General features: G+C 34.2%; 15 protein-coding genes and 1 other annotated feature. Of the genes, 2 read left to right on the top strand and 13 right to left on the bottom strand.

Features of this window, described 5'->3' with window-relative positions; translation table 11 throughout:
- Positions 1 to 264: 264 nt before the first annotated feature.
- The 9 genes from CN925_RS19110 to CN925_RS19145 all read right to left on the bottom strand — a co-directional run bounded on the left by CN925_RS19110 (position 265) and on the right by CN925_RS19145 (position 11,521).
- The gene (locus tag CN925_RS19110; protein ID WP_098848414.1) at positions 265 to 1,437 is read right to left on the bottom strand and encodes a sugar ABC transporter permease; all 1,173 of its coding nucleotides are present in this window, start codon (positions 1,435 to 1,437) and stop codon (positions 265 to 267) included.
- Positions 1,438 to 1,452: 15 nt separating this feature from the next.
- Positions 1,453 to 2,967, bottom strand: a complete 1,515-nt coding sequence (locus tag CN925_RS19115; RefSeq protein ID WP_098848415.1) for an ATP-binding cassette domain-containing protein — start codon at positions 2,965 to 2,967, stop codon at positions 1,453 to 1,455.
- A 105-nt stretch (positions 2,968 to 3,072) separates the two neighbouring features.
- The gene (locus CN925_RS19120; RefSeq protein WP_286138525.1) at positions 3,073 to 4,221 is read right to left on the bottom strand and encodes a sugar ABC transporter substrate-binding protein; all 1,149 of its coding nucleotides are present in this window, start codon (positions 4,219 to 4,221) and stop codon (positions 3,073 to 3,075) included.
- A 648-nt stretch (positions 4,222 to 4,869) separates the two neighbouring features.
- Entirely contained in the window at positions 4,870 to 6,411 is a 1,542-nt protein-coding gene (locus CN925_RS19125) for a response regulator (protein ID WP_180233022.1), read from the bottom strand.
- 25 nt (positions 6,412 to 6,436) lie between these two features.
- Positions 6,437 to 7,852, bottom strand: a complete 1,416-nt coding sequence (locus CN925_RS19130) for a sensor histidine kinase (protein WP_098848416.1) — start codon at positions 7,850 to 7,852, stop codon at positions 6,437 to 6,439.
- The gene (locus CN925_RS19135; protein WP_098848417.1) at positions 7,842 to 8,834 is read right to left on the bottom strand and encodes a sugar-binding protein; all 993 of its coding nucleotides are present in this window, start codon (positions 8,832 to 8,834) and stop codon (positions 7,842 to 7,844) included. The genes CN925_RS19130 and CN925_RS19135 overlap by 11 nt, the downstream gene beginning before the upstream one ends.
- Before the next feature lie 420 nt (positions 8,835 to 9,254).
- Positions 9,255 to 9,398: a hypothetical protein gene (locus CN925_RS21425; RefSeq protein ID WP_180233023.1), complete on the bottom strand. Its 144-nt coding sequence runs from the start codon at positions 9,396 to 9,398 to the stop codon at positions 9,255 to 9,257.
- 53 nt (positions 9,399 to 9,451) lie between these two features.
- On the bottom strand, positions 9,452 to 9,934 hold the full coding sequence (locus CN925_RS19140) for an ABC transporter permease (protein ID WP_142339256.1): 483 nt from the start codon (positions 9,932 to 9,934) through the stop codon (positions 9,452 to 9,454).
- A 237-nt stretch (positions 9,935 to 10,171) separates the two neighbouring features.
- A complete protein-coding gene (locus tag CN925_RS19145) occupies positions 10,172 to 11,521 on the bottom strand; it encodes an amino acid permease (RefSeq protein WP_098848419.1) in 1,350 nt (449 codons plus the stop codon).
- A gap of 60 nt (positions 11,522 to 11,581) precedes the next feature.
- Positions 11,582 to 11,818 (bottom strand) — a binding site (T-box leader).
- Between the two features lie 282 nt (positions 11,819 to 12,100).
- Between CN925_RS19145 and CN925_RS19150 the strand changes: the two genes are divergently transcribed.
- Positions 12,101 to 12,343: a hypothetical protein gene (locus CN925_RS19150; protein WP_098848420.1), complete on the top strand. Its 243-nt coding sequence runs from the start codon at positions 12,101 to 12,103 to the stop codon at positions 12,341 to 12,343.
- An 87-nt stretch (positions 12,344 to 12,430) separates the two neighbouring features.
- Here CN925_RS19150 and pstA read toward each other — a convergent pair whose 3' ends face one another.
- The 4 genes from pstA to CN925_RS19170 all read right to left on the bottom strand — a co-directional run bounded on the left by pstA (position 12,431) and on the right by CN925_RS19170 (position 16,633).
- Positions 12,431 to 13,318: a phosphate ABC transporter permease PstA gene (gene pstA, locus CN925_RS19155; RefSeq protein WP_098848421.1), complete on the bottom strand. Its 888-nt coding sequence runs from the start codon at positions 13,316 to 13,318 to the stop codon at positions 12,431 to 12,433.
- Positions 13,315 to 14,211, bottom strand: a complete 897-nt coding sequence (pstC, locus tag CN925_RS19160) for a phosphate ABC transporter permease subunit PstC (RefSeq protein WP_483295214.1) — start codon at positions 14,209 to 14,211, stop codon at positions 13,315 to 13,317. The genes pstA and pstC overlap by 4 nt, the downstream gene beginning before the upstream one ends.
- Before the next feature lie 66 nt (positions 14,212 to 14,277).
- Complete coding sequence (locus CN925_RS19165; RefSeq protein ID WP_098848423.1) at positions 14,278 to 15,174, bottom strand: phosphate ABC transporter substrate-binding protein PstS family protein; 897 nt, start codon at positions 15,172 to 15,174, stop codon at positions 14,278 to 14,280.
- Positions 15,175 to 15,406: 232 nt separating this feature from the next.
- Positions 15,407 to 16,633 carry a Zn-dependent hydrolase gene (locus CN925_RS19170; RefSeq protein ID WP_098848424.1) on the bottom strand — a complete coding sequence of 409 codons (1,227 nt, stop codon included), beginning with the start codon at positions 16,631 to 16,633 and terminating at the stop codon, positions 15,407 to 15,409.
- 509 nt (positions 16,634 to 17,142) lie between these two features.
- Between CN925_RS19170 and CN925_RS19175 the strand changes: the two genes are divergently transcribed.
- Positions 17,143 to 21,561, top strand: coding sequence for a pullulanase X25 domain-containing protein (locus CN925_RS19175; RefSeq protein WP_286138530.1), 4,419 nt, complete (start codon positions 17,143 to 17,145; stop codon positions 21,559 to 21,561).
- Positions 21,562 to 21,714: the final 153 nt, after the last annotated feature.

The raw sequence follows: 21,714 nt of genomic DNA on the forward strand, positions 1-21,714 counted from the left end.
TTTTTGTCCTGATTATACAATGTAACACTGTATAACTATCCTTTTTAAGCAGCTCGTGTTCTTCAATTCTTTAGTTGAAAAAGATTTACATAAAGTATTAGTTGTATTTATAAAGATTTATACTGGCACGATAGTTTTACTTATTTTTCACATACCCTTTAGTGTCAATAGATCCATGTTGCCCTCACTCTATTTTAAATTGCTCTAACACATTCAAATAAAAAAACAGAAACAGCCACTACAATCGACTGTTTCTGTTTTTGATTATTTCCCTTTATTACGCGTTATTACGTCAAATACTACCGCAAGAACAAGTACTGCTCCTCGGATGATGTATTGGTATGAAATATCGATACCCATTAAGTTCATTCCACTTGTTAATGATGCCATTACGAAAGCACCGATAATTGTACCTGTTATTTTACCAACACCACCAGCAGCGGAAACACCACCTACATAAGCTGCAGCAATTGCATCTAACTCAAACATTGTACCTGCTTGGGGAGAAGCAGATGCAAGTCGAGCTGTAAACAATACGCCTGAAAGGGCTGCAAGCATACTCATTGAACCAAATACAATATACGTGATTTTCTTTACGCTAATTCCACTTAATTGTGCTGCTTCAGGGTTACCACCAACTGCATAAATGTGACGCCCTAAAGGAGTTCTTGTTGTAATGAAGTGGTAGACTACTACTACAATAAACATGATCACAGCAGTCCAAGAAATCCCTTGATAGCCTGCTAGAATATAGCAAATATAACCAATGATACCTGAAATAAATAATAGTTTAATAATTTGCATTGGCATTGAAAGGACTTCAAATCCGTACTTTATATTTACGTTTCTCTTTTTAAAATCACTCCAGATAAAAAGAATGATAGAGATCGCACCAATTAATAGTGTTGATATGTGTAAACCATTCACGTTTCCTAAACTAGGAATATAGCCATTTCCAATCGCCTTAAAGCTTTCGTTCGCAACGATGATTGTACCAGTTTTAACAAGAGACATTAGTAGTAATCCCTTGAATATTAACATTCCTGCTAATGAAACTACGAATGAAGGAATTCCTAAATTAGCAACAAAGAATCCATTTATTAGACCAATAATTGCACCAAATACTAGAACTGCAATGATTGAGATCCAAACTGGCAATCCATGTGTTAAAAATAGTGCAACGACCGCTCCTAGAAAACCTGCAACAAACCCAACTGAAAGGTCAATATGTCGAATGACGATTACTAGTGTCATCCCTACAGCAAGAACTGCAACATAACCTGTCATATTGATTAAATCACTTAAATTACGAGATGACATAAATAATCCATCTGTATTTAACGTAAATACTAACATTATTACTGCAAGAGCTATATACATTCCATATTCTCGGATGTTTTTCCTTAATAACATGCCTGCTTCTTGAAAAAAGTTCATTTTCTTCAACCTCTCTTAAACGGTAGCTAGAGCCATAACGCTCTCTTGAGTTGCTTCTTCTCTTGATAATTGTCCGGTTATTTTACCTTCTGCCATAACATAAATTCGATCACTCATACCTAGCACTTCTGGAAGTTCAGAGGAGATCATAATAATGCTCATTCCTTGTTCTACAAGTAGATTCATAAAACTATAGATTTCAAATTTTGCACCTACGTCTATTCCACGAGTAGGTTCATCGAGAATCAGTACGTTTGGATTTGTAAATAACCACTTACTCAATGATACTTTTTGCTGATTACCGCCACTCAATTTACCAACGATTGAAGTAATTGAAGGAGCTTTTATGTTTAACTTGTTTAAGTAATCATTTGCAACAACAATTTCTTCATGTTGATTGATCACGCTTGACTTTGAAATTTCAAATAAGTTCGTAATCGAAATATTATTTTTAATATCTTGCTCAAGGATCAATCCATCGCCTTTTCGGTCCTCTGTTACATAGGCTATACCCGCTTTTATTGCATCTTTTGGATGTTTAAAACGCTTTTGCTCACCTTGTACTAAAACGGTACCGTCAAGTTTAAAATTTGTTGGATTACCAAAAATACTTTTTGCTAGTTCTGTTCGACCTGATCCCATTAATCCAGCAATACCGATAATTTCACCTTTTCGAACATTTAGATTGATTTTATGAAGAATTTTTCGACCTAATTTTGGATCGTACACATCCCAGTCTTTTAATTCTAATGAAACTTCACCAAACTTCTGATTTGGACGCTTCGGATAAATATCATCAATTTCACGACCAACCATATGTTTGATGATTGTGTTTTCGGTGATTTCTTCTTTATTTAAAGAGCAAATTGTTTTCCCGTCACGAAGTACAGTAACCGTATCTGCAACAGCAATTACTTCTTTAAGTTTGTGCGAAATCATAATACAAGAAATGCCTTGATTCTTTAACTCTTCCATTAAGAAAAGTAGATTTTCACTATCATCTTCATTTAAAGCAGCAGTAGGCTCATCAAGAATAAGCAATTTAACATCCTTACTAAGTGCCTTAGCAATTTCAACAAGCTGCTGTTTACCTACACCTAATTCCTTGATCTGAACGTCCGGATTTACATCCAACTTCACTTTTTTTAGCATTTCAATTGCTTTTACAATCGTTTCATTGAAATCAACAGTCATTCCCTTTTTAATTTCATGTCCGATAAAAATATTTTCATATACCGACAGTTCAGGGAAAAGCGATAATTCTTGATAGATGATACCAATACCCTTTTTTTCGCTATCGCTAATTTTTGAAAACTTTTGAACTTCATCTCCGAAAACAATATCACCTGTATAGGTTCCATATGGATAAATACCACTTAAAACTTTCATTAAGGTCGATTTTCCTGCACCATTTTCACCAACTAAGCAATGTATTTCCCCTTTTCTTACTTTGAAGTTAACATCACTTAATGCTTTTACACCTGGAAATTCTTTTGAGATATTTCTCATCTCTAAAATAAATTCACTCATATGATCCGTCTCCCGAATTTGCCATCTACTTACGTCATTAATTAAATTGAACAAAATAGTGACGGTTAGCCCATCACTATTTTGCAAGTTTTTTTCTTCTATTAATTACTTCAATCCAGTGAATTCTGAAGCATTATAGTATCCAGAATCAACTAAGTCTTTCTTTACTGTGCTTTGATCTACAACAATAATATCTGTTTGTTTTGTTTTGATATCAGCTTTACCGTTGTTTGTAACGCCTGAAGCATCAGGTGCTTCATTTTTTAAGATTGAAGTTGCAGTAGCAATCGCATCTTTAACTAAAGTACGAACATCTTTGAAAACAGTCATAGATTGTTTACCATCGATAATGTATTGTACAGAAGCTTTTTCAGCATCTTGACCTGAAATTACATAAGAAGATACGTCCTTATCTGCTTTAAATGTATCAGCGATTGAACGAGCAGTACCATCATTTGGAGCAAGAACTAATACATCACCTTTGTCAGCTTTTGAAGCTTTTGTTAAGTTAGATGAAGCTAAGTTTTTAGCTACGTTGAAATCCCAGTTAGTTGTAACTTGACCAATAATTTTTGCTTGCTCATCACGAGTTAAATCAGCTTTAGCTTTTAAGCTATTTGCAGCAGCTGAATTTTCAACTTTAAATGTACCGTCAGCAATTTTTGGTTGAAGAACTTTCCAAGCACCTTGGAAGAATAAGAATGCATTGTTATCAGATGCAGCACCTGCGTATAAATATAAAGGTTGACCAGTTTTACTTGATGCATGGTCTACAAGATATTGTGCTTGTGCAGCACCTACTGCAACGCTATCAAATGATACGTAGTAATCAACTGCATCTGTACCTGTAATTAAACGATCATACGAAATTACTTTCACACCAGCAGCTTTTGCAGCTTCAGCTGAAGCAGCAGCCGCAGCACCGTCTTGCGGACAAATAATTAAAACTTTGATGCCTTTTGCGATTAAAGAATCGACGTTCGCTTTTTCTTTAGCAGAGTCACCTTGTGAGAATAAAATTTCAACAGAATAATCTGTATCTTTTAAAGCCTTTTTAAAGCGAGTTTCATCTTGAGTCCAACGTGGCTCATCTTTTGTAGGTAAAACGATACCGATATCAACTTTACCATCTTTACTTTTCTTACCAGCAGAAGTACTTTCATTTGATGTCGCTGAAGATCCACATCCAGCTGCAACAAGAGTCATTACTAAAAATACCGAAATGATTGCAAAAATCTTTGATAACTTTTTCAAAGTGTTTCCCCCTTTTTTCTGGTTACGCTTACATAATTAGGTTATCACGGAAACAATTGAAAACGTTTACCCATTCCCTTCACTCTTTTGTCTATTATCTGCACTAATTTACCCTACGATAGAAAACGTTTACATTTTAGCGATTAATGCTAGCATTATTTTGACTTTAGGACATTTTTGTATAGAAAATTTAGATTCTTTATAATTAGTTGGTCCAGTTCGTATTACATGTTGATTTTAGAGCAAACGAAAAAGACCACAAAAATGTGATCTTGGCGATTATTTATTCTATTTTTCATAATACATATATGTAGGGTTTATGGAAGGATATTTGTTTAAGAGGAGAGTATAAAAATTTATTCTATCTCATTTTGACAAAGAAATAATTGTGCTAAGTTAAAAATAGGGTATTTATATAATAGAAGAAATAGGATAACAAATAAAAGAAAAGATCTAGGATTAAAGTGATATAGTAACAGTCACAAAACGTTTCTAAATCTAAGAGAATAGAAAAAAGATAGTTAAGGTAGGGATTTTATCTGCTTTAACTATCTTTTATTATTAATCTATGGATTTAGCATGTCTTCTTTAAGCCATCAGTAGAAGTTATTAAGAACTCTTGGATCTCTTTTAATGTTTATTCTCTCTTTAACTATTCATTAAGATCTTTTTACGATACTCCTTAGGAGATTCATTCGTACACTTTTTAAACACTCGGCTAAAATAGTTTGGATCATTGTATCCGACTTGATAAGAAATTTCTTTTAAATTTAACTCTCTTCTTTCCATTAATTCTTTTGCTTTATTTATTCTTATATTCATCAAATAGTCACTAAAGGTCTCTCCGGTTTGCTTTTTAAATAATTTGCTAAAATAAAATGGATTTAACTTTAAATAGTTAGCTACTTGGTCTAATGAAAGATCCTCGATAAAATGGTGAGTAATATATTCCCTAGCAAGAATCATCAGGTGATTCATCTTAATTTCTTTTTCGCGATCAATTTTAGTAATCAAAATTGTAATTTGCTGCTCTATTAACTCTTTTAATTGATTCACATCTTCCACATCCGCAATATGAATCTTCTCGACTTCAATTGAAGAGCTACGAAGAGAGTGTACAATTTGATTAAATAATGAAATAAATTCTGTTCTCAAGTGTGTTACATCATGATTTATAAATCTTTCATAAATTTGATTAAATTGGTATAAAACATCTTCTAAATCAGCTTTTCTAAAGGAATCGATTAGAACTTGTTTTTCTTCATTCGAAATACTCAAAGAAAAGTCCTTAGAATAAAAGCTAACACTTGTAAATTCGTTACATTTTATATGTGCTTTTACTGCTTCATTATAAGAATTTCTTAATCCTTCAATTCCACGTTTTATGGAACCAATTCCAATCATTGTTTTATAACCTGTTTGATTTTCGATATAGTCAATCGTTTTCAATGCATCCTGAAATGCTTCGCGCTTTTGAATCTCGTCTTCTTGTTTTGAATCAAGTGGAAAGAATATAGCTAATTGACCATCAACCACAGGACTAACTAGACAATCTTTTGAAGACTTTATAAAGTGCCTAACACATTCATAAACTCTCCTTTGTTCCTTTTCATTTTGAACAACTTCCTTTGGCAATTGAATAACACTCACGTAACCGAATTTAATCTCGAAGCCTAGAATTCTAGACATTTGATTTACATTAAGCTCTTGAACTGTATTGAACATTAGCATTAACGTGCATTCATTCTCTGTCAATGGACGAATAAGTGATAAATTTTCAATAGACTCTAATTCTTGTAATCTTTTCTTATGGTCTACTTCAATTTCCGAAATCATCTTTTGAAGTAATGACATAATATGATCCTTTTTAGCAGGCTTTAAAATATAATCTTTGACGCCTAATGAAATTGCTTCTTGTGCATAAGTAAAATAATCATATGCCGTTACAATAAATATTTTCGTTTCAGGCAGTTTTTGCCTTATTACAGAAACAGCTTCAAGTCCTTGAATACCGGGCATCTTGATATCCATAAAAATAATATGAGGTTGAAATTCAATCGATTTTTCAATCGCAACCCGTCCATTTTCAGCATGCTCAAACTGAAATTGGTTAGGCAACGTTCGATTGATCATTAATTCAAGACCTTCACGCTCTAGTGGTTCGTCGTCTACTATTAATAATCTATACATAATTGTACCTCCTTCATTTCTAAATTTATAATGAGACGGGAAGTTTTAAGATAATAGTTGTCCCCTTATTTATGTCACTTTTAATATCAACAATCTCCTCTTCTCCATAAAAAAGACGCCATCGTTTAAATACATTCGTTGTGCCTAAACCAGTTGAACCTTTTTGAGAGATGATCGGCTTAGTAGATGTCAAAAGAGCATTTTTAGTGTCTTCACTCATCCCAGCACCATTGTCATATATTTGAATGCAAATATAGTTTTCTCTACTTTTTATGTCTATTCCTATTACTGCATCCCTTTCCATTCCTTCAATCCCGTGTATAAATGCGTTTTCAAGAAGTGGTTGCAATGTTAAACATGGAACTTTATGCTGTAAACATGATTCCTCAATGTTTAATTCAAAGCGTACACGGTCTCTAAATCTCGCCTTTTGGATCGAAAAATATTCTTTGGCATTTCTAATTTCATCCATCAGGCATACAGGTTCATCTAATTTCCGCAAATTATAACGTAACAAATTTGAAGTTGAAACAGTCAAATCACTCGTTTGCTCAGCTCCTTCAATGTACGCTAATTTTGAAATAACATTTAACGTATTAAATAGGAAATGTGGGTTAATTTGACTTTGTAAAGCCTTTAATTCTAGCTCTTTTACAAGTCGTTCCTTCTCCACGATTTCTATATTTTTAATCATCAGATTTCTTAAGTTGTTAGACATTTCATTTAGTATTTTCCCAAGAATACCAATCTCATTTTTTTGATACAAAGTAGGCGGCTCTACATTGAAATTTCCTTTTCCGATTTGCTTTGCCATATAGACGAGACGGTTAATTGGTATAACGATGCTCCTTGATAGCCACACTGCAAACACAATACTAATGATTGTCGTAATAATAAATAGCTGTACGCCTAATTTATTCATAGATTCTGTATTATTAATAATCTTCTGAAAAATTGGCTGATAATGACTAAGTTCTAAATCAACTAAATTTTGACTATCTTCTCTAATGAATCCTGCTATTTTTTCTATATCGCGATATTGTTCCGTATAGCTTGAAAAATTTTGAGACACTAGATTGTCTGTAATCGATGATTCCAACTCTAAAAATGAATCGATCATATGAGTAAAATTCTCTAATACAAGTTGATTATTTTTAGTAGCATTATGAGTTAATAATTCTTTTTTTAAGTTTTGTAAATTGTTCCGATGTTGTAAAATCGATCGATAATCCTTTGGCTTTGGGTTAATGATATAACTACTTAGTAAGTTTAAGTTCTCTTGAGTTTCTGTTGAGATTTGCTTATATAAAAATATTTTATTAATCATTAAATTATAACTCTCTTGAACTTTCTTACTATTTTCAAAAATAAAAAATGAAACTAGATTTAGTAAAATAACTAGAATTGGAATAAAAATAAATAACTTTGTCCTAATTTTCAACGTTTCTCCTCCTGATCAACGTTTCTTTCGTCACCACCTCGGTTGGTGTAAAATTTTCTTTATGAATAACTTTTCCATGTAACCAGTCAATTAATAATCCTACAGATTGAAAGCCCATTTCATATGGCTTCTGAATAACAGTTGCCTTAATCCCATCATCTTGAACTGCTTGGAGTGTTCCTTCAATATTATCGAATCCAAATATCTCCACTTGATTTAACTTTAAATTTTTCGTGGCATTCAAAATGCCAATTGCATCCAATGCACTCGTACCAACCATAACTGAAATGTCTTTATGATTACGCAACATACTTTCAGTTTGAAGCTTTGCTTGGATAATCGATATATTAGAGGACTCAATATCCTTCACTACTAATTTTGGATGATCTTTAATAATACTTAAAAACCCATTTAATCTTGCCTGCTGACTTTCGGATTTTTCACTCCCTATAATAACGCCAATTTTCCCAACACCATTCGTTTCCTCTACAACAACTCTTCCTAACTGTTCTCCTGCATTAAAATTATTTGTACCAACATAAGCAATACGCTTACTCTTTGGCGCATCTGTATCGATCGTAATAACAGGAATATGTTGTGTAACCGCTTTACTAATTACGGGCGAAAAAGTATTCTCATCCAAACTTTGTACAATAATACCATCCACCTGAGAAGCAATTGCCTTTTCTAATAACTTAATTTGTTCTTCCGGACTTGTACGTAAAGGACCAATATATTCAACATTTACTCCATATTTTTCAGCAGCAACATTCGCTCCCTCTTGTACTTTCCTCCAATAAGGATTATCAAACTCCTGCGAAATAAGCACAAAATGGAGCTTTTTCTTCGGTTCAACTTCTCGATCCTGTAATTTTTGAACTGAATTTTCAATATTTCTAGCATTTATTTCAAAATGAATAAGTACATAAACAAACAATAAAAAAAGCACGCTTAAAATAATCGACCACTTCTTCTCTTCCATAACGTCCTCCAGTCCTATATTAAAATAGTACATTTTGATTATACAGTTTACAAGACTATTAAACTTTACAATTTTTTCCCTTTTATCTTAATTCAAATTATCCATTTGATTTTTCAATAAATCTTACCTTACCCTACATTTCGGTTTATTCATTCTATCAATTCATATGCTCTCCATTATTTTCACTCATCTATAAATAAAAAGCCCCGAAAAAATTCCAGGACTCTCGATACTTTCATAGATAACTTTTCTTGGATACCCTCGTGAAGAAGTATTAAAGAACAAAAGGACAACAGATTATTAATTCTTTTTTCCACTATTTCTCTATCAGAATTGTAGCAGGAGTAATTTAACAACAAACAAAAAAATGGATTAAGACACACTGTCATTAAACAGTATATCTTTCAATCCATTTCTCACTTAGTTTTTGCGCAGTCTCTCTAAAGCTTCACCATTACAATCCTTAATTTTGTCGTAAATAGATTTAATAGTCTGTACTTTTTCAGTTGGTTTAGTTGGATCTTGTACTTTGTTTGGCATATTTTCATCTTCTTTCTCGTTCATCAGATACCCCCAATATTTCACGTTCTGCTCCTGAGGATATTTATTTAACCTAATTAGGACGGAGATGGAAATCTAGCAGCTTCAAAATGAGTACTAATTTCACCATTAACATTTGCTCCGATCACACCAGCAATGCTACTTTGGGCAAAAATCTCAACTCTATCAAAAGCATTAAGTTTCTGGATCGTCGAAACATTTACTGCATTTCCGAAGTTTATTGGACCAAAGAAATCATTATCAATCGCAATTGCGGGTTGTCCATTTACACGAATTTCGATCCGTGCTCTATAGTCGACATTCGTATTTAGGAAAAAAGAAATCGTAGCAGAAATTATATAAACCCCATTATTTTTGGGCCTAAAAACTGAAGTGAATGGATTATATTCCATTGCTAAATCAAATTGTTTAAGTTGATAATTTACTTTTACAAAAGTGTTTTCAGGAACAGTTTGGTTTACAGTATTAACAGCTCTAAAGGCTGAGGCAATATTAATATTCTCTTTATTCTCTTCATTTGAATCATTTGGTTTTTTCATTTTTGGAGGCACACTTTTCACTTCACTTTCATATAAACTCCTATCATTATATTGGTTCGGGGCTTATGTGATTGTATGCTTGTCCGTGTCCGAAAATGAAAATTTAAAACTTGATAAGCTATTAAATGATCAGAAAAAGGGCTTTACTTATTTTTTAAAGTAAAGCACCAGTTAATCGAAAATCAGTTATATCAAAAGTATAGTGGCTATAAAATGCCTTAAATTAGGCCATCAATATCAATCATTACTAAGACGTTCTTTCCATAAATAAGTTAAGGTAATAAAGATATAGATGCAAAGTGTAATAATCGTTACGATGATCGGTGTTGTGAAAATAATTCCGATTAAAATCATCATTAAAGCGATGATTACAGCCCAAGTTGTATATGGAAACCATTTAACTGAATAGTTACTTGTATTTCCATTTGACTGTTTTCGTGATTTCAAATGGGCAAAGGCAATGATCAACCAGATGAATAATACGGTATATCCAAGCGATCCCATTAGGAAATCAAAGGTCTTGCTTCCTGCAAATAAGGAAACTAATACACCTCCAAATAAAGTGGAAGTACATATTAATATTGCGTAAACAGGAACTTTCTTTTTAGATAATCTTGAAAAGAGTTTTGGAATGCGACCGTCTACAGCTTGCGTATACAGAACGCGGGATGAACCATACAAACCGGAGTTCATCGATGAAATAATCGCGATTAAAACAACGGCGTTCATAATATGGTCAGCACCAGGAATCCCAATCATTTTAAAGACCATCACAAATGGACTTTCAGGCACCCCGTTTACTTCGTTCCAAGGAATTAAACTAACGATGATAAAAAATGGAATGATATAGAATGAAATAATTCTAACCAATGTACTTCGAACGGCTTTTGGAACCACTTTTTCGGGATTTTTCGTTTCTGCTAATGTAACCCCAATAATTTCAGTACCACCATATGAATAAATGACGACCAGCATAGCCGAGATTATACCCGTTGGTCCATTCGGGAAGAAACCGCCATGCTCAGTCAAGTTAGAGAAACCGACTGCTTTATGATCACCAAAATTCACTAACAACAACACTAATCCAGCCAAGATGAACACAATGATAACAGTAATTTTAATTAAAGCTAGCCAGTACTCGGTTTCAGCAAAAACCTTTACTGATAGTAAGTTGATTGTTGTAACTAACACCGAAACAACTAATGCCAACATCCAAATTGGATAGTCAGGCAACCAATATTGAATAAAAATGGCAGCAACGATTGATTCGGCCGTGATGTTCAGTACCCACATTTTCCAATAGATCCAATCAAGGAAATATGCAGGATACCTTCCTAAAATAGATTGGACAAGATCCCTGAACGTTCTTGCATCGCTATTGCGAACTGCCATTTCAGCTAAACCTTGTAGGATAAATAATAAAATGATACCTCCTAGCAAGTAAGCAATTATGATGGAAGGGCCTGCCATATCAATCGCAGAACTACTTCCTTTAAATAAACCTGCGCCAATGGCACCTCCTAATGCCATCATCGTAATATGTCTTGAAGTCATTGTCCTTTGTAAATTCCGTTTGTCCGTTTTCATATCCTAACCTCCCCAAAAATCAAAAAAGGCATATCATCTCATTCCTCATAATCAAATGAAGAAAGAGACGATATGCCTTAGCTTACCGCGGTACCACTCTTATTGGCTCTTTTTTTGAACCCTACTTTAAACACCTTGTAACGGAGGTTAACCGTTAAAACGAGAGAAAAGATTGAATCTAATCTTTCGCTTTTCCACTCCCAGGCAAGTTCAAAGGATCATTGGACTGCGTTGCACCAACCCGCAGCTCTCTTTACCTAATAATTAACTTTTACTACTCCTGATCATTGCGTTTCGATAAATATTTCTGAATATTTTTTATAATAACTAATACTATACGGATGTGAAACAAACTTGTCAACAGTTTTTTTAGGATACTATTTTAGAAAAAATATATCATATTTTTACTCGTTGATTAGCTAATTATTTCCGTAAAATCCTTTTATGTCGTATCATCAGTCAATTTCGTTAAGCCTCTCAGTTTATATAAATCAAACGAAATTTGTTTTAAATATTTATTTAAATGTCATATGTAAATACTAATTATGAATTAAACTTTTGAAATGGAGAGTGCCATGAATGGATGAAATCATTGAAAGTCTTAAAAGTCTACACAATGAAATAAGTGCTAAGCTTAGTAATGCTTTCAACTTCTCAGAAACCAATGATCAGCATAACCAAAGTTCCCATCATGATTATACTGAATTATCTAAAGTTGCTAAAGAACACTTAGAGCAAAATAAAGAACATCAAATAGCTAAGACCATTTTAAAACATTTAGAAGCATTACTTAGTGAGGTTGATAAAATAAAAAACGATTAAAAACTTTTTAAATCATAATACATAGATAAAGGACCACTCGTAAAATACAAAAAATCTCTACGGAATCCCATAGAGATTTTTTGTATTTTATCTTTTTGCCCCTGTAAATCGTCTATTTAAAAACTTTGCAAATAATCTAGCAAATAGATTAAATAAAAGGATCATGACAATTAAAACTGCCGCAGATTTTGTAGCGATGCTTTGCGCATCTGGGACTATACCTTCTGAATTTAATTTCCAAATATGAACTGTTAATGTTTCTGCTGGTCTAAAAATATTAAACGGATTCATCGGTGTATTTAATGGAGCAGCATTATTTAACATAGGCGTTGTAAGTCCAGCAGTATAAATTAATGCCGCTGCTTCACCAAAAATTCTTCCAGCTGCTAAAATAATTCCCGTTATTAATTGAGGAATTGCTGTTGGAATACTAATTTTAGTAATTGTTTGCCACTTTGTAGCTCCTAATCCAAGACTACCTTCTTTACTCGTTTTAGGAACATTTAATAACGCTGTTTCACTTATCCTTGTTAAACTTGGGAGATTTAAAATTGAAATCGCAAGTGCACCACCAATTAAAGTGTAGCCCCATCCAGTCATTGTCACAAATACTAATAAACCGAATAAACCTACTACGATTGAAGGTAATGAAGCTAACGTTTCAATACATAATCTTAAGAAATTTAAGAAACGACCTGGTTTAGCATATTCTGCCATATAAATCCCAGCGCCTACTCCGATCGGTACTGAAATAATTAATGTTAACACTAAAATATAAAATGAATTAAAAAGTTGTGGTCCGATCCCACCACCTGCTTGAATATTACTAGGTTTTCCAAACAGGAAATCAGGATCCCAGAATCCCCAACCTTTAAAAATAATTTCACTTAATAAAAACAATAATAATACGACAACTAAACCAGCTATTAAACAAAGTATTCCTGTCCAAATCTTATCCATTTTTCTTGCAATCATGCTTCATATCCTCCTTTTCTTCCAATTAATCGAATGATTAGTATAAAGAGAAAGGATATTAGAAGTAGGATCATAGCTAGAGTCCATAAAGTGTTATTCCAAGCTGTCCCATTTAATGTATTTGCCATATCCATTGTTAAAATTCCTGTTAGTGTTGATGTTGGGTCAAAAATACTATTAGGGAACTTAACTGTATTTCCGATTACCATTTGTACTGCTAATGCTTCACCAAAAGCACGCGCAAGACCTAAAACGATCGCAGTTAATATGTTCGTTTTTGCAGCTGGTACAATCGCTAACTTAATTGCTTGCCATCTAGTTGAACCTAGTCCGTATGATGCTTCTAAATATGTTTTAGGAACTGCCCTTACAGCATCCGACGCTATACTGGCAATTGTAGGTAAAATCATAATACTAAGCACAATAATCCCAGCAATTAAGCTAAACCCTACTCCACCAACAGTATTTCTAATAAGTGGAACTAATATTGTTACGCCAAGAAATCCATAAACTACAGAAGGAATACCGACTAAAATTTCCAAAACTGGAATTAAAACTTTTTCACCAAACTTCGGTGAAATAAAATTCATGAAAATTGCTAGTGCAATCGCAATTGGTGCAGCAATTATGACGGCACCAACAGATACTAAAATTGACCCAACAATAAAAATTAAAGCACCATATGTTGGGTTTGAAGCATTATTTGGGCTCCAATGTTTTGAAAACAAAATTTCACTTAACGATAGATTGTTTACTGTAAATGATTGGATTCCTTTACTAACAATAAATCCGATTATTGCGATTGTAATACCGATCATTAAAAAACCACATAATGTTACAAGAGTTCTTCCAAGGTGTTCAATTAGAAAAAAGTTTCTTTTTTTGAAGTTCATGATAAACCCCTTCATCCATTAATAAATTAGTTTGAGAGTTGGTATAAACCAACTCCCATTTTTTTATTATTCTAATCCTGACATTTTTGAAGCCGGGATATAGCCCATCTCAACTAACTTGTCGGCAAACTCGTCACCACTAATAAATTCGATATATTCTTTTACAGGAGATTTCGCATCGCCTTTTGTAATCATGTACTCGTATGAATAAAATGGGTAATCGCCTGCAACGATATTGTCTGTATTAGATTCTTTCCCATCAATTTTCAATGTTTTTAATGCATCTTTTTTATCGCCGATTAAATAGGAGTTAGCAAGATAAGAAATCGCACCAGGAGTAGAGTTTACTGCTTGTTCAACTGCACCGTTTGAGTCTTGAACTGTTCCTACACCATCATTAATTTTAACGTCTTTCATCATTTTCTTTTCAAACGCTGCACGAGTACCAGATGATGCTGGACGGTTAATGACATTAATTTTCTCATCTTTACCGCCAATCTCTTTCCAGTTCGTCACTTTACCAGCGAAAATATCTTCAATTTGTTGTAGTGTAAGGGAATCTACACCAACGTCTTTATTTGTTACCATTGAATAGCCAACGCCAGCAACTTTTGTTTCAACTAATGAACTTGCTAAAGATTTATCTTCTAATTTTTCAGCAGCAGGTACATCTGAGTTACCAATTTGAATTGCTCCAGTAGACACTTGATTTACCCCAGTACCACTACCGCCACCTTGAACTGTAATGGATACTTGTGGAAACTTCGCCATAAATTCTGTTGCAGCTTCGTCAGCTAGTGGTTGTAAAGCTGTTGATCCTGCAGCACCAATTGTCCCTGTTAATTCTACTTTTTTATCATCTGTACTAGTCTTACCAGTTGTTTTATCATCTTTATTAGAACATCCCGCCAACATACCTGTAATAGCCATTGCTGCAAATGTTAATTTTAATCCACGTTTCATGATTGTTTGTCCCCCTAGGAAAATTAATATTTTCTACACCTCTAACTATAGAAAAGAATAATTAACCTAGTTTTAATCAATTGTAAATAATTCGTAAAGTTGTTTTAAGAGAACAGTTTTCCTAAAAAAAAAGACTCTCTAAACATTTTAGAGAGTCAAAAGAAACAATCTATTCCGATTATCATTATTGAAAAACACATCACTTTTTTACTACTAGTTTTTAAATTAAGCCTTATTTCTTCACTTTTTCAACGCATAATTTTAATACTGAATTCAGTAAAACATCTGCTCCTTTAGCACAATCCTCAAATGAGGTTAACTCATCTTCACGATGACTATATCCATTTACACTTGGTACGAAAATCATTGCCGTTGGAATATAGGTAGCAATGAATTGAGCATCATGTCCAGCTCCACTATACATTCGATTTTCTTTATACCCTAACTCCTTACAAGCATATTCAACAGCATTTACGACTTCTTCATCAAAGTCAACTGTGTCGCGATCCCATAAGCGTGTTGATTTTATTGGACAACCACTTATACTTCTTGGTAGTTCTTCTACCATTCGTGTAACTTCTGCAATTACATTTGGATCCTTATGTCTCGCCTCTAATGTAAAGGTTACTTCTGACGGAATGACCGTATGAATATTTGGATATGCATTTATACGACCAATTGTGTATACGAGCTCTGAATCTAGTCTTTGTAATTGCTTTTGTAAATCGACCACCACATTAGCAGCAGTAAACATCGGATCTTTTCGCATGCTAATTGGTGTCGTCCCTGCATGATTGGATTCTCCAAATACAGAGATTTCATAGCATACCATTCCAAGTACACCTTCTACTACCCCAATTTCTAAGTTTTTTCGTTCCAGTACTGGTCCTTGTTCAATATGTAGTTCAATATAGGCAGTGGCTTCTCTCAATCGATTTGTTTTTGAACCTGCGAAACCACTTGCATTCAATGCTTGCGAAAATGATATGCCATTTTTATCTGTAGAAGCAATCATCTTCTTTTTATCAAATTTACCTGATAGCACGCCAGAAGACATAAGAGATGGCTCAAATCTAGCCCCTTCTTCATTTGTAAAATTGACAACTGTAATTGGGTAATCTAGTTCGATTTTTTCATCTAATATCGTATAAACAGTCTCTAAAGCTGTTAGTACACCAAGTACGCCGTCAAAGCGTCCTCCCTTAATAACAGAGTCCAAATGGGAACCAATTACAATTGGAGGTAAGTTTTTCTTACCCGGTAAAGTAGCATACATATTCCCCATATCATCATGCTTTACTGTCATTCCCACTTCTTCACATAATGCTTGAAATTTCTCCCTTGCACAAATATCTTCAGGAGATAATGCTAGTCTAGTTACACCATTGTTTTTTGTTTTACCATATTCACTAAACAACTCAATTAATTTTTGAAGCCGATTAGCATTCGTCTTAATCATATGAAGGCCTCCTTTGATTTTTAAGTAATATTATCAATAACAATTGCTGTTAATTCATGTGAAATAGAAATATTCTTGAAAATATTTACGAATTTAATGAAAGTGTTTCATTAAATAATACGATGGTAACGGCTATTATAATACTAGCAATTGCACCTTACTTTTTCATTCAAAATAAAGTCATGCGTGTTCCCGTTATTGGAACTTCCTTCTCCCTTATTTTATTAAATTGTCTGAAACTGCTATTGATTACTTAATCCCTATCGAAAAAATGGTACCTAACATTATTCCTATGAGCCCTAGCTTTGACTGACATTAAGTGTTTGTATTTCAGAAAATTTGTATTATTTTGCTATTTCCCATTGATTTGTGTTAATAACAAGTTATAATTATTTTGAAAACAATTTATGCAAACGTTTGCAAAAAAGTTGGCGTTACCTATATACATATTTTTATTGCATCTTTTGTATAAACGTTTTCTTAATTTAGAAAGAGAAAGGGGTTTTTTCATGAGGAGAAAACAGAGATCAATATTATCGCTTGTTACTGTATTAGGATTAGTTCTCCAGATGTTTCCGGGATATTTTACAAATGTAAAAGCAGCAGAAACGGCAGCTAGACAAGTTGTACTTGTAGGTAGCTTTCAAAAGTTGTTAGGAAATTCTGGTGATTGGGACCCATCCTCGCACCAAACTGAAATGGTGTATAAAGGCAATGGTCTCTATACATTTACTGGCACTTTACCAGCTGGTGAATATGAATACAAAATCGCCATTGGTGGAAGCTGGTCCGAAAATTACGGTGAAGGTGGAAGTCCTGGCGGCAACAACATTAAACTAATACTTTCCGAACAAAAAAATATCACATTTTACTATAATGATAACACCCATTCAATTACTGACAGCACGCATTACACCCCTATAGCAGAAGAAAGACAACCACGTCTTGTCGGTACGATCCAGCCTGCTATTCATGCAGGGGCAGCTTGGAGCCCTGCAGATTCAACAGCCTTTTTAAAAGATGATGATTTCAAAAATATCTACTCCTTTACTACAAAAGTGCCAAGTGGTACTTACGAATACAAGATTGTACTAGGAAAAGATTGGACTGAGTCCTTCCCTACTTCTAATCTTAAGTTAACTGTACTTTCTGAATCTACTATTACATTTTTCTTTAATAATCAAACAAAAGAAGTTTATACAGATTATAAACCAGCAGGCTCTGATGGTTCTATTGATCAGAATGCCCTCTATCATGATTCATGGGACCAAGTATACAAAAAGCCATTTGGGGCCGTTCCAGAAAAAACCCCTGTCACTTTCCGAATGTCGGCTAAGAAAGGCGATTTGACTAGCGCAAGCCTATACGTAAAAAATTATAATTCTGGCACATCAAAGGTCTTATCTATGAAAAATGTAGGATGGTCAAATACAAATGGCAAAGGTGAACTCGAGTACTGGGAAGCTACGTTTACGCCAACTGACAAAGGGATTCATGGGTATAAGTTCATTGTCAGAGATCAAGATACAACAGCAGAGTATGGTGAAGACACACAAGAAGGTCATACTGGAAAAGCAGTTGATAAAAACGCAAGCCTTTTCCAACTGACAGTATATGACCCTAATTATCAAACGCCAGATTGGATGAAAGAAGCTGTAGTCTATCAAATCTTTCCCGATCGCTTTTTTAACGGCAACAAGACCAATGACAATGTAAAAGATAAAATCGGAGCTCGTGGTAATCAGCCAATCGAACATCCCTCTTCTTGGTCAAGCTTACCTGATAACCCTTATGAACAAGGAACTGGATCATATACTGGAGACGGAGAGTTTAGTAATGATTTTTATGGAGGAGACATCGCTGGAATCAAATTTAAACTTGATTATCTTCAATCACTAGGAGTCAACACACTCTATTTAAATCCGATCGCGCTTGCACCATCTAACCATAAATATGATGCAACAGATTACAAATTAATTGATCCGATGTTTGGCTCAGAAAAAGAATTTAAGGATTTCATAAAAGAATTAGCAAAACGTAAAATGCATTTAATTTTGGACGGTGTTTTTAACCACGTCTCTGACGATTCAATCTATTTTGACCGATATAACAAATATAAAACTGTTGGTGCATATGAATATTGGTCTCGTATTTATGATTTGATGAATGATGAAAAGCTGTCCGAGGCTACTGCCAAAGAAAAAGCGAAAAAGCAATTTATATCTGAAGGTCAATCCTTTAGCCCGTACGGTTTTGAAAACTGGTTCCATATTGAAAATGTTAAAGTACCAAATGAAAAAGTCAACGGCGTTTCAACTGAAGAACATTATAAATATGAAGGTTGGTGGGGCTATGACAGTCTCCCAGTATTCGAATCAAAAGAAGGTTCCAAAGTTAATCACCCTAGTGAACTGAATAACACTGCATTAGCAAACTATATAATGTATGATAAAGATTCTGTAAGCAAATCATGGATTGATCGAGGTTCTTCTGGATGGCGTTTAGATGTAGCGAATGAAGTAGACAGCGCATTTTGGCAGGAGTTTCGTAAAGAAATTAAATCCAAAACGATGACAGGTTTAGGAAAAACGCTTCAAAAAGATGAAAAACCACTTATTTTAGGAGAAATTTGGGATGATGCGTCTAAATACTTTTTAGGAGATCAATATGACTCCGTAATGAATTATCGTTTCCGAGGTGCCGTACTAGATTATTTAAAGAATGGCAATGCAGAAAATGCACAAAACTCACTCCTTGCCGTACAAGAGGATTATCCAAAGGAAGCTTTTTATGCTCTCATGAATCTAATGGGATCTCATGATACTGCCCGAGCTATCTTCCTATTAGGCAACGGAACAGATACTTATAATCGAGCTGAACAGGATCCGAACTATCATTACAATGAAGGCGTGAAACGATTAAAACTAGCTTCTATCCTTCAAATGGGTTATCCTGGTGCACCAACCATTTATTATGGAGATGAAGCAGGTCAAACAGGGTCAAAAGATCCAGATGATCGCCGTACGTATCCATGGGGAAATGAAAACAAAGATTTAATTAAACATTATCAAACGATTGGTCAAATTCGTAATAAAAATTCCGATTTATTTAGTCATGGCGATCTTAACCATATTTATGCGAAAAACGATGTATTAGCTTATGTTCGAACAAAAGGAACAAAATCAGCGCTAATCATCATCAACAGAGGGAAAACTGCACAAACTGTTGAAGTTGATACAAAAAAACTGATTGCAAACGGTATTCGTCTAGAAGACCAATTAGATAAAAAATACACTGCTACAGTGAAGGATGGCAAGTTGACATTGACTGTTCCTGCTGAATCAGGAAGAATGTTAATTTCAAATAATGAAGTGAAACAACCACTTTCGGTTAAAAACGTAATCGGTACTGTAGGTTCTAAACAAATTTCTTTAAGCTGGACAGGAACTGGCACAAAATTCAATGTTTATCAAACAACTGTTGCTGGCGGATTATGGACAAAAGTAAAAGAAACTACAGAGCATACTGTAACCATTTCAGATTTAAATAATGGTCGTAACTACTATTTTTCTGTAACTGCTGTAGATTCTAATGGGAACGAATCTGAGCCTGCACTTTCAGCTGGTCTCGTGCCTCATTATGATGTTAGCAAATCTAGCGTGTCCAACATGACAGCCTTAGCAAACCAAGAGCTGAGTTTATCACTTGATTCGACGGTTAAAGCAACTTTGTACTTGCAAGGTGCGACAGAAACAGGACTAGCTGAAGGAGTTATGGCTGAGCTTCAAGTAAAAATGAAAGATCAAACTGCTTGGGAATCGTATAAAGCTCTATATAATGGTCAGTCTCAGGAAAACCAAGCTAATGAGTTTCAAGGTAGCTTCACACCATTAGAAGCGGGCGTATATGAATACCGAATGGCCTTTACACCTGATTTAGGAATTACATGGGTATACTCTGAAACAAAAGAAGTGAATTATACACGTAGTACTTTAGATACTACTCCACCTGCTAGTGAGGTGAATTTAGAAACGCCACTTCAAGAGTCTGGCCAAGTAAATTTAAACTGGAAACTTACCCAACCAGATCAGCCATATAAAACTGTCATTTATCGTGATGGGCATTTACTTACTTCATTAAATGGGGACACTACTAGCTTCCGTGATTACCAGGTCACTAACGGTACAATTTATAACTACCAAATCCGCGTCTTTGATCAGGCAGGAAACTATGTGGATTCAAATAAAGTAAATGTTACACCTGATATTGTCATGGTACAAGTCACCTTTAAGGTACATGCACCAAGTGACACTCCATTGTCAGCACAGATGAATATACCTAACAGCTTAAATGGTTGGAATACAGGTGCATGGTCAATGAGCCGAAATGGTGCAGTTACACCAGATTGGGAATATACAGTTGAGCTTGAGGAAGGAACAGAAATTACTTATAAATATACACGAGACAATACATGGGATCATGAAGGATTAGCAGATCATACACCAACTGATCCATCCGATGATGATATCAGTTACTATGGTTACGGTGCGACTGGAACGGATATGAAAATAGTTGTTACAAATCAAGGTGGCAATAAAATGACTGTCCAAGATACGATTTTACGCTGGATTGATAAGCCACTAGTCGTAAACCAAATTGAAGTAAATGGCTCAACCTTAACGGTTAAAGGAAATTCGATTAAAGGAGCTAACCTCACAATCAACGGGGAAAAAGTAACTGTCGATGATGAAATGAATTTCAACCAATCATTTAAACTAAACGACGGTCAAACACAAGTACCAGTACACATTGAACCAACTGATACAACCAAATCCACGATTTTTAAAGGTGATGGTGGTTCGATTAACAAAAACACAAAAAACTATGTGATTGATGTTATTAATAAAACGATTAGTGAAGCTAAATAAACAAGAAAGGTCTACCAACTTCGGTAGACCTTTTTTCAGAGTGTTGAAAAATGAGCTTGTCAACTACGCTATTTTTGGTTTATTACCACTAAAACCTGTCATGAGTAAGGAACTTTCTAATTTTTGCTGGTTTACTTCCTCATGAACCTGTTA

It is taken from the genome of Bacillus sp. AFS055030 (assembly GCF_002574545.1).
In the GTDB taxonomy this organism is placed as follows: domain Bacteria; phylum Bacillota; class Bacilli; order Bacillales; family Bacillaceae_G; genus Gottfriedia.

Coding starts and splice junctions, on each gene's coding strand:
- CN925_RS19110 (WP_098848414.1), bottom strand. CDS start 1,437: ATGAACTTTTTTCAAGAAGCAGGCATGTTATTAAGGAAAAACATCCGA.
- CN925_RS19115 (WP_098848415.1), bottom strand. CDS start 2,967: ATGAGTGAATTTATTTTAGAGATGAGAAATATCTCAAAAGAATTTCCA.
- CN925_RS19125 (WP_180233022.1), bottom strand. CDS start 6,411: ATGTATAGATTATTAATAGTAGACGACGAACCACTAGAGCGTGAAGGT.
- CN925_RS19135 (WP_098848417.1), bottom strand. CDS start 8,834: ATGGAAGAGAAGAAGTGGTCGATTATTTTAAGCGTGCTTTTTTTATTG.
- CN925_RS21425 (WP_180233023.1), bottom strand. CDS start 9,398: ATGAACGAGAAAGAAGATGAAAATATGCCAAACAAAGTACAAGATCCA.
- CN925_RS19140 (WP_142339256.1), bottom strand. CDS start 9,934: ATGAAAAAACCAAATGATTCAAATGAAGAGAATAAAGAGAATATTAAT.
- CN925_RS19145 (WP_098848419.1), bottom strand. CDS start 11,521: ATGAAAACGGACAAACGGAATTTACAAAGGACAATGACTTCAAGACAT.
- CN925_RS19150 (WP_098848420.1), top strand. CDS start 12,101: ATGGATGAAATCATTGAAAGTCTTAAAAGTCTACACAATGAAATAAGT.
- pstA (WP_098848421.1), bottom strand. CDS start 13,318: ATGATTGCAAGAAAAATGGATAAGATTTGGACAGGAATACTTTGTTTA.
- pstC (WP_483295214.1), bottom strand. CDS start 14,211: ATGAACTTCAAAAAAAGAAACTTTTTTCTAATTGAACACCTTGGAAGA.
- CN925_RS19165 (WP_098848423.1), bottom strand. CDS start 15,174: ATGAAACGTGGATTAAAATTAACATTTGCAGCAATGGCTATTACAGGT.
- CN925_RS19170 (WP_098848424.1), bottom strand. CDS start 16,633: ATGATTAAGACGAATGCTAATCGGCTTCAAAAATTAATTGAGTTGTTT.
- CN925_RS19175 (WP_286138530.1), top strand. CDS start 17,143: ATGAGGAGAAAACAGAGATCAATATTATCGCTTGTTACTGTATTAGGA.